The sequence below is a fragment of the Halopseudomonas sp. L-58 genome (genome assembly GCF_056859475.1).
The window spans coordinates 1-15576 of record NZ_JBSXON010000016.1 but is presented as its reverse complement, the minus strand read 5'-3'; the positions used below and the strand labels follow the sequence as shown (position 1 = coordinate 15576).

Here is a 15576-nt window from a genome sequence, read left to right as displayed (position 1 = left end):
ACCAGCGACTGCTCGAACCCATCGGATATATACCGCCGGCAGAGGCTGAGGCAAACTACTATCGGCAACTAGCCAGTCAGGCTTCCAAGGTGGCGGCTTGACTTAAACCAAACAGCCTCCGCGAAACCCGGGGCGGTTCAGAACCAGCTCAATCAGCAATGGCCCCTTTGCTGATACCGTAGGTGTTGAAGGCGAGCAGGTTCTGGGCAAACGATCTCGGCTAGGTCAAAGCGCTCTTCTGTTGAATACCTACTTCCACCAGGCAGAGCTTGCGACATGGGACGATCTGGCCATTGAAAGTCGAGCTAAAGCCCTGCTGAAAGCCGCGCTACTTGTGTGGCAGAAGCCGGTAGACGGCACCGCCGCACCCGTTGCGGTAGCGTCGGCGATCTCCAGGTGCCCAGCTCAGGACGTTTGATTGCCCGATAAGGAGGCAGTGTGAGAGATCCACATGTAGAGGCGGTCTACTTCAAGGTCAGCTCCGGCGAGGACATCTCCTACAAGGATCCGGATCCATTGACGTTCCAGAACCATCTTGGCGAGTACTGTCTCTCGGACGGAGTGCTGAAGGTTGTCCCAGCCGAGCATTTTGGTAGCGGCCAGGAAGCTTGCCAGGCTATTGACGGATTTCTTCGTGCTTGGGAGATTGAGGCGGATCTCAAGAAGAATCCTGGAACGATTAGATTCACATACTCCCACGTTGATTTGATTGATCGTAATCCCCCGCCACCAGGAAAGCCTCAAGTTGTACAGGCAGTAGGCATCTGCTCAGGGGTTGCTATCGCCGATAACTTCCATTTCCATGTGGCTCTTGGGCGTTACCCCGAACCGCCAGAGCGCTTTAGTGCGTCGGAGCATGCCCAACATGCCTATCGGCGATGGTTGAGCTACCGAAATGGGCAGGAGCCATTGCAGGCCATGGCGTACTTCGTCATCACGCTCGTCGAGCGAATTGCAGGCAGCAGAGCAAAGGCCTGCGAACTGTTTAAAATCGATATGGCAGTGCGTACCAAAATGGGCGATCTGTGTAGCGAACGCGGTAGTGCCTTGACGGCCAGGAAAGCACAGTCAGCGGGCTTTGATGAGCTTTCCCCTATTGAAAAAAACTGGTTGGAGCAAGCGGTCAAGCGACTGATTCTCAGGCTGGGAGAGCAGGCTTCTGGTCAGTCCCTGGATCAGATAACTATGGAGAATGTTGAGCAGCTTTGAACTGCTCAGCTAATGGCGAATGTAACTGTCGTGCCTACCGCGACCATTGTTTGGGCCATAAGTGATCGCACAAAAAGGCCCGCGCTGAGCGGGCTTGGAATGTGTCCGAATACGTGTGTCTGCAGGGGCATGTCTCGGGTGCGGTAATATAGTTCTTCACAACCTACGTTGATAATGAGCATTCCATCTATGGCTCTGCCACCGCTCAGGTAGGGCGGCCCGTGCGTAATCAGGACGTCGGTGTCATCTGGAATAAGACCCCACTGTGATCTCAAAGAACTCCCTCGATCTAGCATGAATGCGCCTCCGTGAAAGCGGGGTGTCCACGGTGATCCCCAGAACTTAACTCCCCCGATTTCTACTCCGCTGTCCTGAAGGTAATGGGTGGTCGGAAGCAGTTTTGGAATCAGCTCGGGGTGCTTTTCGATTGCATCGTCGTGATTGCCGGCAACCAAAATTTTGTGGCCATGTCGATTTAAACATGTGACGAACGCTAATGTCCGACCTCTGCCAGTCATGGCTGGCAGGGGTCAGCAAGATCAGGCTTTTATAATAATTTGTGGGTTAATCAACCCCAAATTGCACCCTCGACTTTTTGCTTTGAGGGGAGCTGCACCTCAACGGCGTCTCCATTAAAGCGCACCGGCCAGACGTTTAACGTTTGTTCAGGATATTCGAGGCAAGTGCCGTCTTGTAAGCGAAAGTGCTGTTTATAAAGCGGCGCAGCCACCACTAAATCTCCAGCCAAGCTACCCACCAAACCACGACCAATCACATTTGCGCCCGACTTCGGATCGCGGTTTTCAATTGCGAACAAGCGATTACCTTCCGGCTCATTGGGCAGATAGAACAGCGCCACTTGGACGCCATTCAACCAAGCCACCACGCCGGAATTAGCGACCAAGTCCTGACGGCGACATAAGGTTTGCCAGTAGGTGTATTGGGCAACAGCGGCAGTATTAGCTTGGCTCATCAGACAATCTCCTCTGCGGCTACTAGGTGCAGCTCTTCTGCACGAATCGGGCGGCGTTGGCCGCGTTCTTTGACGAACTGAATATCTGGGTCAGCGCCGTTATTGTTGACGAAGGTACGGAAGCGTTTGAGCTTTTCTGGGTCTTTTAGGGCGTTGGCCCATTCGCATTCATAGCGGTCAACCACTAACTGCATCTGCCCTTCCAACTCTGCAGCCAGCCCCAAGCTGTCGTCGATAATCACGGCCTTCAGATAGTCCAAACCGCCCTCCAGGCTTTCGCGCCATACAGACGTGCGTTGCAGCTTGTCGGCTGTGCGGATATAGAACATCAGGAAGCGGTCGATGTAGCGGATCAAAGTGTCGTCATCGAGGTCGGTGGCGAACAATTCGGCGTGGCGCGGGCGCATACCGCCGTTGCCACTGATGTACAAGTTCCAGCCCTTCTCAGTAGCGATTACGCCAACGTCTTTGCTTTGCGCTTCTGCGCATTCGCGGGTACAACCAGATACCGCAAATTTAAGCTTGTGCGGTGAGCGCAGACCCTTGTAGCGGTCCTCAATCCTCAAAGCCATTTGGACACTATCTTGCACGCCATAACGGCACCAGGTACTGCCCACGCAACTTTTCACAGTGCGGGTGGACTTGCCATAGGCGTGACCAGTTTCAAAGCCGGCAGCAATCAGCTCCCCCCAGATATCTGGCAGTTCGTGCAGTTGCGCGCCGAACAGGTCGATACGCTGGCCGCCAGTGATCTTGGTATACAGGTCGTACTTTTTCGCCACTGCACCAATTGCAATCAAACCATCTGGGCTGATCTCGCCACCGGGAATCCGCGGCACCACTGAGTAGGTACCGTTCTTCTGCATGTTGGCCATAAAGGTGTCGTTGGTGTCTTGCAGTGGTACCAGCCAGGGCTCTTGAATTTGGCGGTTCCAGCACGACGCCAGAATGGAGCCCACGACCGGTTTGCAGATATCACAACCCAGTTGGCCTTTGCCATGGCGGGCCAGCAGTTCGTCAAAGGTTTCGATGCCTTCAACACGAACCACGGAGTAAAGCTCCTGACGGGTGAATGCAAAGTGCTCGCACAAGCTCTTGTCAACGCTAACGCCACGAGCAGTAAGCTCATGCTCGAACACCTGCTTAAGCAAGCTGGCGCAACCACCGCAACCAGTGGCGGCTTTGGTCTGTGTTTTGAGGCCGGCAAGGTCGTCACAACCAGCGTCGATAGCGCTGCAGATCGCCCCTTTACTGACGTTATGGCAGGAGCATACGGTGGCAGTGGCTGGCAGGGCATCGACGCCTAGCGTAGGTGCGGCTTCGCTCCGGGGCAAAATCAACGACGAGGGATCGGCAGGAAGAGTAATGCCGTTTTGTACATATTGCAGCAAGGTGTCGTAGTAGCTGTTATCTCCTACCAAAACCGCTCCCAGGGCTTGCTTGCCGTCGGCAGAAACCACCAAGCGACGATAGCTGCCGCTGGCCTCATCAATAAAGCGGTAGCTGCGCGATCCGGCAATGGTGCCCTGGGCATCGCCAATGGAACCGACATCGACCCCAAGTAGTTTGAGCTTTGTCGACATATCAGCCCCCATAAACGGGTCAGCTGCTTCGTTACATAGCTGCGCGGCTACGCTGCGGGCCATTTGGTAACCCGGCGCAACCAAACCAAAGATGCTGCCATTCCATGCCGCACATTCGCCGATAGCGTAGATGTTAGCGTCGCTGCTGCGACATTGGCTGTCGATGGCGATACCGCCACGTGGTCCTAGCTCTAATTCGCATTGTTTGGCCAGGGCATCCTGAGGGCGAATGCCTGCGGAGAAAACGATCAGGTCTGTTTCCAAGAACTCATCGTTGGCGAAGTTCATTCGGTAGCGATATTCGCAGCCGGCTGAAATCGACTGGGTACTGCGAGATAAATGCACGCTAACGCCAAGGGCTTCGATACGCGACTTCAGGGCATGGCCACCGTGGTCATCCAACTGCACAGGCATCAAACGTGGAGCGAACTCCACCACATGGGCTTCCAAGCCCAAACTCTTAAGGGCGTTGGCCGCTTCCAGACCGAGTAAACCGCCCCCCACCACTACGCCACGGCGGGCGTTCTTGGCGGCTGCTTGGATGGTATCGAGGTCGGCCAGAGTACGGTAGACCAATCGAGAGTTACCGGCGGCACCTTCAATCGGCGGCACAAAGGGGAACGAGCCGGTTGCCAGTACAAGCTGGTCATAGAGCACGCAACCATTTGCGGTAATTATCTTGCGGCTGTCGCGGTCGATTTCCAGCACCGGCACACTCAGGTGCAGAGTGACACCTGGGGTTTGATAAAGCGCCGAGTCGCCAAGGGCGAGGGATTCTGCATCGCGGCCACCGAAGTATTCGGACAGGTGCACACGGTCGTAGGCGCGCAGCGGCTCTTCGCTGAACACATGAATCTGGTAGCGGCTCAACGCACCGCGTTGAACTAACTGTTCTAAGCAGTGATGACCAACCATGCCGTTGCCAATGATGACCAATTGCTGAAGATCTGTACTGTTCATGTGTAAATCCGCCCACGCCGCTACGGTTTGTTTTGAGCAAAAAAAAACGCCTGGAACCAAGAGGTTCCAGGCGCCTTTGCCTGTTCGTACTGCCGGCCTATACGCCTGATGCAGTCCTTGTCACCCGGACTTTTCTCAGTCAACGATCGCCATTGATCGACGGGGTGCCTCACCTACGCAATGGCAGTGAGCTGATCGAGACTATGCAGTGGCTGTGCCAGAAATTTATTAGCCTTCTGCAAACGCCACATTTACGGGCTTCCTGCCAGACAGGGGAATTAGCTCACGTACCAATTCAGAACTAAAACAGTGCAGTTTTCGATCTATCGCCCCAATGTGACGCAATTTAGACATCACAAAGTACTCGTCTAAGTGGTTTCAGCTTCGATGCTTTTAAAGTCAAGAACTCGCAACTGAAGCCGCTCACACTGTGCCGCGTAAGAGTTTGCGATGCTTTTGGCCCAACCATTGCTTCGTATACGCAAAGGCCGTCAACGAAGATGGTCGAAACATTCAAGCAATACACACGACAAAGGCGCCGTGCAGTTCCCGTTAAAAGACGAGGAGCAGCATGGCGCCTTTGTCGTTTCCACAGATGGATACGACGATGTCAGCAAAACCGACGGTCAGCAAAACAGTGCGAAGCGTATGCCCTTACTGTGGGGTGGGCTGTGGCATTGTTATGCAGGTAGAAGACAACCTGATCGTCAAAGTTTCCGGAGATAAACAGCACCCAAGTAACTTCGGTCGCCTGTGCACCAAGGGCACTACCTGCGGCCAAGCCGTCGCTAACAGTGGACGTATGGAGTACGCGTTTGTGCGCCAGGCGCGCAGCTGCGACCCGATGCGCGTGGCCATCGACGAAGCCATCGATACTACCGCCAGGCGCCTGCGCGACATCATTGACGCGCATGGTCCGGATGCCGTGGCCCTGTATGTCAGTGGGCAAATGTCCTTGGAGGCGCAGTACCTGGCCAACAAACTTACCAAGGGTTTTATTCGCAGCAGCCATATCGAATCCAACTCTCGGCTGTGTATGGCCAGCGCCGGCAGCGGCTACAAACAATCCCTCGGTGCCGATGGCCCACCCGGCGCGTACAGCGACTTTGAACACAGCGATGTGTTTTTAGTGATCGGTTCCAATATGGCCGACTGCCATCCAATCCTATTTCTGCGCCTGCTCGACCGAGTTAAGACCGGGGCCAAGCTGATCGTCATCGACCCGAGGCGCACTGCCACTGCAGAAAAGGCCAGTCTGTACCTACAAATCGCCCCGGGCACAGATCTGGCGCTGCTCAATGGTTTGCTTCATTTACTGATGAAAAACGGCCATACCGACCCAGCGTTTATAGCTGAATTCACCGAAGGCTGGGATGTAATGCCGAGTTTTCTTGAGGACTACTCGCCCGAAAAAGTCGCCGCCATCACCGGCCTGAACGAGGCTGATATTCGCCAGACTGCGCAATGGCTAGGTGAAGCAAAAAACTGGATGAGCTGCTGGACCATGGGCCTTAACCAAAGCATACAAGGAACCTGGCACACCAACGCCCTATGTAACTTGCACCTTGCCACCGGCGCCATTTGCCGTCCAGGCAGCGGGCCGTTCTCCCTTACCGGCCAACCTAATGCCATGGGTGGGCGCGAGATGGGCTATATGGGCCCAGGCCTACCAGGACAACGCTCTGCCTTGATAGCAGAGGACCGTGCGTTCATTGAACGAATTTGGGCCCTCAAGCCCGGCAGTTTGCGCAGTGAGGGTGGCGATGGCACGGTGGCCCTATTCGAGGCCATGGCCGCTGGTGAAGTTAAAGCCTGTTGGATTATTTGTACCAATCCGGTGGCCAGTGTGCCCAATCGCAAAACCGTGATTGAGGCATTGCAAAAGGCAGAACTGGTAATCACTCAGGACGCTTACCTGGATACCGAAACCAATCGCTACGCCGACATCCTGCTACCAGGGGCGCTGTGGGCGGAAGCCGAGGGGGTGATGATCAACTCCGAGCGCAACCTTACGCTAATGCAGGAAGCCGTAATGCCGCCAGGCGATACCTTGCCTGACTGGGAAATTATCGCCCGTGTAGCCTGCGCCATGGGCTACAGCGAGGCGTTTAGCTACACCAGCGCAAGCGAAGTATTTGAAGAAATCAAACGCTGCTGGAACCCCCAAACCGGCTATGACATTCGTGGTGCCAGCTATGAACGCCTACGCGAGCAACCGCTTCAATGGCCTATTGCCGATAGCAATGCGGTCACGCGCAATCCAATCCGTTACTTGAATAACAATGTCAGTCAATGCTTGAAACTGGCTGCAGATGGCAGCCAACCTGCACTAGTGTTTGCAACAGAAAGCGGCAAAGCGCAGTTCTTTGCACGCCCCCATTTGCTGCCTGCAGAACTGCCCGACGAGGCATTCCCTCTGGTGCTCAATACAGGTCGCTTGCAGCATCATTGGCACACCCTAACCAAGACCGGCAAAGTGCCCACGCTGAACAAACTCCATCCCGGCCCCTTTGTAGAAATTCACCCGAGCGACGCCACCCGCCTGGCCATTAATGAACGCGACGACGTGGAAATTCGCTCCCGCCATGGCGTCGCGGTACTACCAGCTCTAATCAGCGACCGTGTGCGCCCAGGCAACTGCTTTGCGCCCTTCCACTGGAACGATGTGTTTGGTGAACAGCTGGCCATTAACGCTGTGACCAGCGACGACATAGACCCCATATCCTTTCAGCCGGCATTCAAGTTCTGCGCAGTCAATCTAAAAGCCGTCAGATCTGCGCTGTCCATTCTAGGGACAACTGTTTCCGAGGAGCCCCACCCCATGCAGACCAATGCCTTTGCTCGCCTGCTAAACCTCGACCCCCCGGCAAATTTGCAACTAAACGCTGCCGAGCAGCTTTATATGCAGGGTTATCTGTTGGGTCTCAGTAGCGTTGAAGGGTGTTTAAGTGGCGTACCTACCCTACCCACCAGTGCACCGCTAACGGAAAACAAACGCCTCTTGCTGGACGGCATGTTGGCAGGATTGTTTTCTCGCCAAAGCGCCGGTGTGACTATGACCAGCGATACGTCAGGACTGCTTAGCGCAACACAAGCTGACCTGATGAGCCCGCAGTGGTTGGTGCTGTGGGCCTCACAAACCGGCAATAGCGAAGGCTTGGCCGAAGCCTTCACACAACGCCTAGTCAGTAAAGGCCAACGCGCGCGCATGTTGGCTATGGATAACGCCGAGCTGGAGGACCTGCGAGGCGCTGCCTGCGTACTTTTGGTGACCAGCACCTTTGGCGATGGCGAGCCACCGGACAATGCCATCAGTTTTTGGGCCAGCCTAGAAAATGCCGAAGCCCAAGCCTTGGCAAACATCCGTTACAGCGTGTTGGCGCTAGGCGACTCCAATTACGACCAATTCTGTGGTTTTGGTCGCAAGCTGGATGAGCGCCTAGCAGCCCTTGGCGGCGAACGCCTGCACCCGCGACAAGATTGCGAACCAGACTTTCAACAAGTCGCTGAGCAATGGCTGGAAAAAATCTGTACAACCATGCCAAGCGGGTCCATTGCCACAATGGAAAAAAACTACAACGTGCTGCAAGCCTCCGTCGAGAGCAGTCGCTATAACCGTCACAGCCCGCTGACCAGTCGATTGCTAGAAAACCGCATTCTCAACAGCCCGGGGGCGCAGAAGGAAACCCGCCATATCGTCTTCGATCTCGGCGACCACGATTTCCCCTACCAAGCCGGGGATGCCCTGGGTGTATGGCCAAAAAATTGCCCAGAGCAGGTCAACGCCTTTCTGGAGGCCTTGCAGCTTGATGGTAATTGCAGCGTTGAACTGAAAGAACAACCACCCATGCCCTTGCGCATAGCCCTTGAGGAGCATTTGGAAATCGCCCGAATCACCCCTCAGCAACTGCAATGGTTATGCGAGCGCTCGGCCAGTCCGCTCTTGGCGGAGCTGCTGCGCAGCGGCGAACAAAACGACCTCAAGGATTGGCTCTGGGGACGTCAATTGCTCGACCTGTTGTTGGAGTTCCCCATACACCTCAACAACAACGAACTGCTGAGCTTTCTCAAACCTCTGCAGCCGCGCCTATATTCCATTTCATCGAGCCCTAAAGCGCATCCGAATCAAGTGCATATCACCGTTTCTACCGTGCGCTACCGGCACCAGAACAAGGAGCGTGGCGGCGTTTGTTCAACCTTTCTAGCCGACCGTGCAGAGAGCCAAGGCGCAAGGATATTTCTGCAACGCTCGGCACACTTTCGCCCCCCGCAAGATCCGCAGATGCCGCTGATCATGATTGGCCCAGGAACCGGAATTGCCCCGTTCCGCGCCTTTCTGCAGGAGCGACAAGCCCAAGGCGGAATTGGCAAAAACTGGTTGTTCTTTGGCGAACAACGCGCCGAAAGCGACTTTTACTATCACGATGAACTGCGTAACTGGCAACTTAGCGGCCTACTCACTCGTCTAGACACTGCCTTCTCCCGGGACCAGGCAGAAAAAATCTATGTGCAACAACGCATGCTCGAACATGGCGCGTTGCTGTGGAGCTGGCTGCAACAAGGTGCATCGGTATGCGTCTGCGGTGACGCCGCACGCATGGCCAAAGACGTCGACGCCGCCCTAAAAAAGATCGTGCATGTACATGGGAAAATGAGCAGTGGCGCTGCCGCCCTGTACGTAAGCGGTATGAGCAAAGAGCGGCGGTATTTGCGCGATGTGTATTGATGCCCGTGTTTGCTGGGATTGCGACTGAAACCGCTCCTACACAGATCAAAAAGTGAACCCACCTAACACGACCACGGCACAGCAATTGCTGTGCTTTTTGCGGTCTAGGTTTTCAGGAATACCCCTATGAGCGATGGCCTGCATATGCACTCTCTGGCCTGGGTTGGGGGCAGCGATGCTCCAGAAAAGAATGCCCTTAATATCGGCTATATGCCGCTGACGGACTGCGCCTCCATGGTCGTGGCAGCCACACAGGGGTTTGGCCAGCCCTACGGCTTAACCCTCAATCTCAGACGCCAGACCTCCTGGGCAGGCATAAATGACAAGCTGCTTAGCGGCGAACTGGACGCTGCCCACAGCCTGTACGGTATGATCTATGCCATTCAGTTGGGTATCAGCGGCGCCGCTGCAACTGATATGGCCATACTTATGGGTTTGAACCAGAATGGCCAGAGCATCAATCTGTCACAGCCACTGAAAGAAGCTGGCGTGACCAGCGCCAGTGCACTGCAACAGCACGCGCACCAAAAAGGCACAAAACTTACCTTCGCCCAGACTTTCCCAACCGGCACCCATGCCATGTGGCTTTATTACTGGTTGGCCAGCCAGGGCATTCACCCGCTGCAGGATGTAAACAGCGTGATAGTGCCGCCGCCGCAAATGCTCGCGCATTTGGAAGCCGGACGCATTGATGGCTTTTGCGTGGGCGAGCCTTGGTCTGCCCATGCCGTGGAGCATGGCCAGGGCTTTACCCTAACCACCAGCCAAGCAATCTGGCCGGACCATCCGGAAAAAGTCTTGGCCTGCACACGCGAATTTGTTGAGCAAAACCCCAATGCCGCCCGCGCTTTGGTGATGTCGGTATTGGATGCCAGCCGGTTTATTGAGAAAAGCCTCGAAAACCGCCGTAGCACAGCACAACTTTTGAGCTGCAGTGAGTTCCTCGATGCACCGTTATCGAGTGTCGAACCGCGCCTGCTAGGCGAGTACTGCGATGGCCTGGGCAATCGATGGCATGATGCTCACTCCTTGCGCTTTCATAACAACGGTGCCACTAACTTTCCCTACCTGTCGGACGGGATGTGGTTTCTCACTCAATTCCGTCGTTGGGGTTTGCTGCGCGAGGACCCTGACTATCTCGCCGTCACTAGCCAGGTACAGCAAACTGAGCTGTACAGCGCCGCCGCAACCGCCCTGAACATTCCTGTGCCTGATACCGCAATACGCAGCAGCCGCCTGCTTGATGGAAGCGTATGGAATGGTGCCGACCCTGCCGGCTATGCCCGCAGTTTTACCCTGCATGCCCTCAATGACCACTGACTGAAGATGGCCGCCATGCTACGTATCTTGCTGATCAACGACACATCCAAAAAAGTTGGACGTTTGCGCACTGCCTTGAGCGAAGCGGGCTTTGAAGTGATCGACGAATCTGGGCTGACCATCGACTTGCCCACCCGTGTTGAATCCGTGCGGCCGGATGTGGTTTTGATCGACACTGAGTCACCAAGCCGCGATGTGATGGAACAGGTGGTGCTTGTGACCCGCGATCAGCCACGGCCGATTGTGATGTTTACAGACGAACACGATCCCGGTGTCATGCGCCAGGCGATTAAGTCTGGGGTGAGCGCCTATATCGTCGAAGGCATTCATGCCCAGCGCCTGCAGCCGATCATGGACGTGGCCATGGCGCGCTTTGAAAGCGACCAGATGCTGCGTTCGCAACTGCACGCCCGAGACCAGCAGTTGGCTGAACGCAAACGGATTGAATTAGCCAAAGGCATGTTGATGAAGATGAAAGACTGCAACGAAGAGGATGCGTACACCCTGATGCGTCGCCAAGCCATGAGCAAACAACAGAAGCTGATTCAGGTGGCAGAGCAGATTATCGCGATGAATGAGTTGCTGGGTTAACCGTAAAAACAGTAACTGCCCGATAGGCCTCTAAGAAAACCAAACGCTGCGCCTGCTCCATAACACAGCACACTGCACCAAGAGCGATGGCGTTCAGCCTGAAAGGCTCTGTAAACAGAAGCGAAACCATTGATCTAGAGACCCCAATACATAATGGCATAGAAGCTGCTTACTATTCTTACAGGTAGCCAACGGCGGTTGCCCCATCACGACAATGACGTCGCACTCCCCTCGCTAAAGCGAACTTGGGACTGCGGCGTTTTTGCGTTTATGGCCTTGGAAACGGGGCTTGGTGGGCAGCTTTCCAAGCTACCCACCTGCAAACATAACTACCTATTTGCAGATGAGGTGCTGGGAATGAACACCAACAGTTTCTGGAAAGCCGGTCACACCCCAACGTTGTTTGCCGCCTTCTTGTATTTCGATTTGAGCTTTATGGTTTGGTACCTGTTAGGCCCAATGGCAGTTCAGATTGCTACAGACCTGCAATTAACCACTCAGCAACGCGGATTTATGGTGGCTACGCCGATCCTTGCTGGCGCTCTATTGCGTTTTTTTATGGGCATGCTGGCGGATCAGTTGTCGCCAAAAACTGCAGGCATCTTCGGTCAGGTAGTGGTCATCGGTGCACTGCTGGCAGCTTGGCAACTGGGCATCCATAGCTATGAACAAGCGTTGCTGCTGGGCGTATTCCTCGGCATGGCAGGTGCGTCTTTTGCCGTGGCCTTGCCGCTGGCTTCGCAGTGGTACCCTGCAGAGCACCAAGGCAAAGCTATGGGCATTGCCGGGGCGGGTAACTCTGGAACTGTTATCGCCGCCTTGGCTGCCCCCGTGTTAGCCACCGCCTTTGGCTGGAACAATGTGTTTGGCCTGGCTCTGATCCCGCTGCTACTGACCCTGATAGCCTTCGCCTTGATGGCGCGCAACGCACCCAATCGAAGCAAAGCAAAATCCATGGCCGATTACTTCAAGGCTCTGGGCGACCGTGATAGCTGGTGGTTTATGTTCTTCTACAGCGTCACCTTTGGCGGCTTTATCGGCCTTGCCAGCGCTCTGCCTGGTTATTTCCACGACCAATACGGCCTTAGCCCGGTCACAGCCGGTTACTACACTGCGGCCTGCGTGTTTGGTGGTAGCTTGATGCGCCCATTGGGCGGAGCCCTCGCTGACCGCTTCGGCGGTATTCGCACCTTACTTGGTATGTATGCAGTGGCGTCCATTTGTATTGCGGCGGTGGGCTTCCATCTTTCCAGTTCAGTGGCGGCATTGGCCTTGTTCGTTAGCGCCATGTTGGGATTGGGTGCAGGTAACGGTGCCGTGTTCCAACTGGTGCCACAGCGCTTTCGTAAAGAGATTGGCGTGATGACCGGTCTTATCGGTATGGCCGGCGGTATAGGCGGTTTCCTCCTGGCTGCTGGCCTCGGAGCAATCAAACAGAATACCGGCGACTACCAAATCGGACTGTGGTTATTTGCCAGCTTGGGTCTAATTGCTTGGTTTGGTTTGCACGGCGTGAAAAATCGCTGGAGAACCACGTGGGGTTCGGCTGCTTTGACTGCTGCAAGGGTCTGAGTAAACCATCATGGGCCTACGACTGAGCTGCGCCGAGTACAGCGCCAGCGGACCGCGCGCGGAAAACCAGGACGCGGTGCGCTTGGTCACTCCGGCGCCTTCGCTGGCTGGCAGCAAGGGGTTTTTATTTGCCTTGGCTGACGGCGTAAGCCAATGCGCAGACGGCGGCCTGGCTGCACGTTCAACTTTGCAAGCCCTGGCTCACGATTATTACGCAACCCCCGAAACCTGGGGCGTGGCGCAAGCCCTGGACCGTCTGCTGCTGGCACAAAACCGCTGGTTACATGCCAATGGCGGCGGCCAGCCGCTGCTCACAACCCTCAGCGCTTTGGTGCTGCGCGGCAGGTACTTTACGCTCGCGCATATCGGCGACTGCCGGGTGTACCGCTGGTTTTGCGGGCAGTTACAGCGCATCAGTGAAGACCACGTCTGGGGCCAACCGGGTATGCAGCATGTGCTCAAGCGAGCCATGGGCTTGGAGCAGCATGTAGTAGTGGATTACCTGAATGGTGAGTTACGCCCTGGCGAGAGTTTCCTGCTAGTCAGCGATGGCGTTTGGGCCACCTTAAGTGAGGCCTCGATTGCCAGTATTCTGTGTGATGAACAGCAACTGCAAGCAGCCACCCAGGCTCTGGTTAGCGCTGCCCATCATGCTGGCAGCCAGGACAACGCAAGTGCTGTGTTGGTGCGGGTCGATGAGCTGGGAGAGATCAGCTTGAGCGACACTCTGGGGCAGCTGGAGCAATGGCCAGTTCCACCAGTTTTAAAACCCGGGCAGCTATTTGAAGGTTGGCAGGTGGAAGCCCTCTTGGGGCAAAGCCGGCAGTCAGTGCTGTACCGGGTGTATGACAAACAGCAACAACCCTGGCTGTTAAAAACCCTACCAGCCAGCAGGGAAAGTGACAGCACAGCAGGGAATGCCCTATTGCAGGAAGAGTGGTTTCTGCGGCGGGTGGCCGGGCGTTACTTTCCCGAAGTGCACCACGCCAACCAGCGTCAGCACCTTTACTACCTGATGCGCGAATACTCCGGCATCACCCTGGCCGAGCACTATCACATGCACGGCACCTTCGGCCTTAATCAATGGCTGGAAATCGCCCAGCGCCTTATAAAGGCGCTGGGCATGCTGCATCGACGTAACATAGTCCATCGGGATATCAAGCCGGAGAATCTGCTGCTCAGTGCTGATGGCGAGCTGCGAATCCTGGATTTCGGTTTGGCTTATTGCCCTGGACTTTCCAATCAGGCAGTGGGTGAGTTGCCCGGCACGCCCAGTTTTATTGCCCCGGAAGCCTATGCGGGCGCGCAGCCCAGTGCTGCGCAAGACATCTATAGCGCCGGCGTTACGCTGTATTACCTGCTTACTGGGCACTACCCCTACGGCGAAATAGAGGCGTTTCAGCACCCGCGCTTTGGTAGTCCTGTGGCCGCTAATCGCTACCGCCCGGACCTTCCAGAATGGCTGGTGCACAACCTCGACAAAGCCTTGACCAGCGACCCCGCCAAGCGTTTTGAAACCGCCGAAGAGTGGCTATTGGCTCTGCATCATGGCGAACACCAACCTAGCACTCGATCCCGGCCATTGCTTGAACGAGAGCCGCTGAAAGTGTGGCGAGTTGTGGCAATGACCTCGCTATTGGTCAATGGCCTGTTGTTGATTTGGTTGCTGCACGCATGACTTCAAACAACACAAGAGCGCAGCAAGCGTGAAAGCTCTCTGCGACGCATACACAGCCCTGATAAGGAAGATCCTGTGATCGCAAAAGTCTGGTTAGTGGGTGCCGGTCCCGGTGACCCTGAATTGCTCACCCTCAAGGCCGTGCGCGCCCTTAAAAGTGCCGACATTGTCATGATTGATGACCTGGTTAATCCAGCTGTGCTCGAACACTGTGTAAGCGCAAAGGTGATTGGCGTCGGCAAACGTGGCGGTTGCCGCTCTACCCCGCAGGATTTCATTCACCGTTTGATGCTGCGCTACGCGCGTCAAGGCAAGTGTGTGGTGCGTCTAAAGGGCGGCGATCCGTGCATATTTGGCCGTGGCAGCGAAGAGGCCGAATGGCTAGGCGCCCGAGGTATTGAAGTGGAACTGGTGAACGGCATCACTGCAGGTTTAGCCGGTGCCACACAATGTGGCATTCCTCTGACCTTGCGAGGCGTGGCGCGAGGCGTCACCTTGGTCACTGCCCACACCCAGGACGACAGCAGCCTAAACTGGCAGGCCCTAGCGCAGACGGGCACCACCCTGGTGGTTTACATGGGTGTGGCCAAGCTGGAAGAAGTGCAACGGGAATTGCTTGCCGGCGGGCTGACTGCCAGCACCCCGGTCGCCATGATTGAAAACGCCTCTCTACCCCATCAGCGCGAGTGTCGAAGTGATTTGGCCAACATGAGTAACGTCGCCCAAACTTTCAGACTTAAGTCACCTGCTGTGATTGTAATTGGAGAGGTATCAGGACAAGGGCGCGTGAAAAGGGAATGCCTAGAGATCATCGATAGCCATCTGCCGTAACCGATGAGGTGAAGGCCTGGCAGTCACGGCCGCTCGACGCGGTCTATCCCATCGTCTACCTCGACTGCATCCACACCAAGGTGCGTGAGGGTGCCGTGCGGGTGAAGGCGGTTTACCTGGCGCTGGGCATCAA

The 15576-nt window shown here is 55.6% G+C and carries 9 protein-coding genes and 1 pseudogene; 8 read left to right on the top strand and 2 right to left on the bottom strand.

Annotated features, from left to right (window positions below):
- Window positions 1–438: 438 nt before the first annotated feature.
- A complete protein-coding gene (locus AC13EY_RS00645; RefSeq protein WP_228247658.1) occupies window positions 439–1209 on the top strand; it encodes a hypothetical protein in 771 nt (256 codons plus the stop codon).
- 568 nt (window positions 1210–1777) lie between these two features.
- Here the strand turns inward: AC13EY_RS00645 and nirD are convergent.
- Together nirD and nirB are read right to left on the bottom strand one after the other, a co-directional pair.
- A complete protein-coding gene (gene nirD, locus AC13EY_RS00640; protein ID WP_228247659.1) occupies window positions 1778–2182 on the bottom strand; it encodes a nitrite reductase small subunit NirD in 405 nt (134 codons plus the stop codon).
- On the bottom strand, window positions 2182–4725 hold the full coding sequence (gene nirB, locus AC13EY_RS00635; RefSeq protein ID WP_228247660.1) for a nitrite reductase large subunit NirB: 2544 nt from the start codon (window positions 4723–4725) through the stop codon (window positions 2182–2184). The genes nirD and nirB overlap by 1 nt, the downstream gene beginning before the upstream one ends.
- A gap of 571 nt (window positions 4726–5296) precedes the next feature.
- On the opposite strand from nirB, the gene AC13EY_RS00630 reads away from it, so the two are divergent.
- The 7 genes and pseudogenes from AC13EY_RS00630 to AC13EY_RS00600 all read left to right on the top strand — a co-directional run.
- Entirely contained in the window at window positions 5297–9451 is a 4155-nt protein-coding gene (locus AC13EY_RS00630) for a bifunctional nitrate reductase/sulfite reductase flavoprotein subunit alpha (RefSeq protein ID WP_410172337.1), read from the top strand.
- Between the two features lie 126 nt (window positions 9452–9577).
- Window positions 9578–10771, top strand: a complete 1194-nt coding sequence (locus AC13EY_RS00625) for a CmpA/NrtA family ABC transporter substrate-binding protein (protein ID WP_228247661.1) — start codon at window positions 9578–9580, stop codon at window positions 10769–10771.
- A gap of 15 nt (window positions 10772–10786) precedes the next feature.
- Window positions 10787–11362, top strand: a complete 576-nt coding sequence (locus AC13EY_RS00620) for an ANTAR domain-containing response regulator (RefSeq protein ID WP_228247667.1) — start codon at window positions 10787–10789, stop codon at window positions 11360–11362.
- Window positions 11363–11719: 357 nt separating this feature from the next.
- Entirely contained in the window at window positions 11720–12934 is a 1215-nt protein-coding gene (locus tag AC13EY_RS00615) for a nitrate/nitrite transporter (protein ID WP_228247662.1), read from the top strand.
- A gap of 10 nt (window positions 12935–12944) precedes the next feature.
- Window positions 12945–14612, top strand: coding sequence for a bifunctional protein-serine/threonine kinase/phosphatase (locus AC13EY_RS00610; protein ID WP_228247663.1), 1668 nt, complete (start codon window positions 12945–12947; stop codon window positions 14610–14612).
- A 75-nt stretch (window positions 14613–14687) separates the two neighbouring features.
- A complete protein-coding gene (gene cobA / locus AC13EY_RS00605) occupies window positions 14688–15443 on the top strand; it encodes a uroporphyrinogen-III C-methyltransferase (RefSeq protein ID WP_228247664.1) in 756 nt (251 codons plus the stop codon).
- A pseudogene (locus AC13EY_RS00600) lies at window positions 15437–15576 on the top strand (transposase); the annotation flags it as partial. The gene cobA and the pseudogene AC13EY_RS00600, both read left to right, overlap by 7 nt.

Coding starts and splice junctions, on each gene's coding strand:
- AC13EY_RS00625 (WP_228247661.1), top strand. CDS start 9,578: ATGAGCGATGGCCTGCATATGCACTCTCTGGCCTGGGTTGGGGGCAGC.
- AC13EY_RS00620 (WP_228247667.1), top strand. CDS start 10,787: ATGCTACGTATCTTGCTGATCAACGACACATCCAAAAAAGTTGGACGT.
- AC13EY_RS00610 (WP_228247663.1), top strand. CDS start 12,945: ATGGGCCTACGACTGAGCTGCGCCGAGTACAGCGCCAGCGGACCGCGC.
- nirB (WP_228247660.1), bottom strand. CDS start 4,725: ATGAACAGTACAGATCTTCAGCAATTGGTCATCATTGGCAACGGCATG.
- AC13EY_RS00615 (WP_228247662.1), top strand. CDS start 11,720: ATGAACACCAACAGTTTCTGGAAAGCCGGTCACACCCCAACGTTGTTT.
- AC13EY_RS00630 (WP_410172337.1), top strand. CDS start 5,297: ATGGCGCCTTTGTCGTTTCCACAGATGGATACGACGATGTCAGCAAAA.
- nirD (WP_228247659.1), bottom strand. CDS start 2,182: ATGAGCCAAGCTAATACTGCCGCTGTTGCCCAATACACCTACTGGCAA.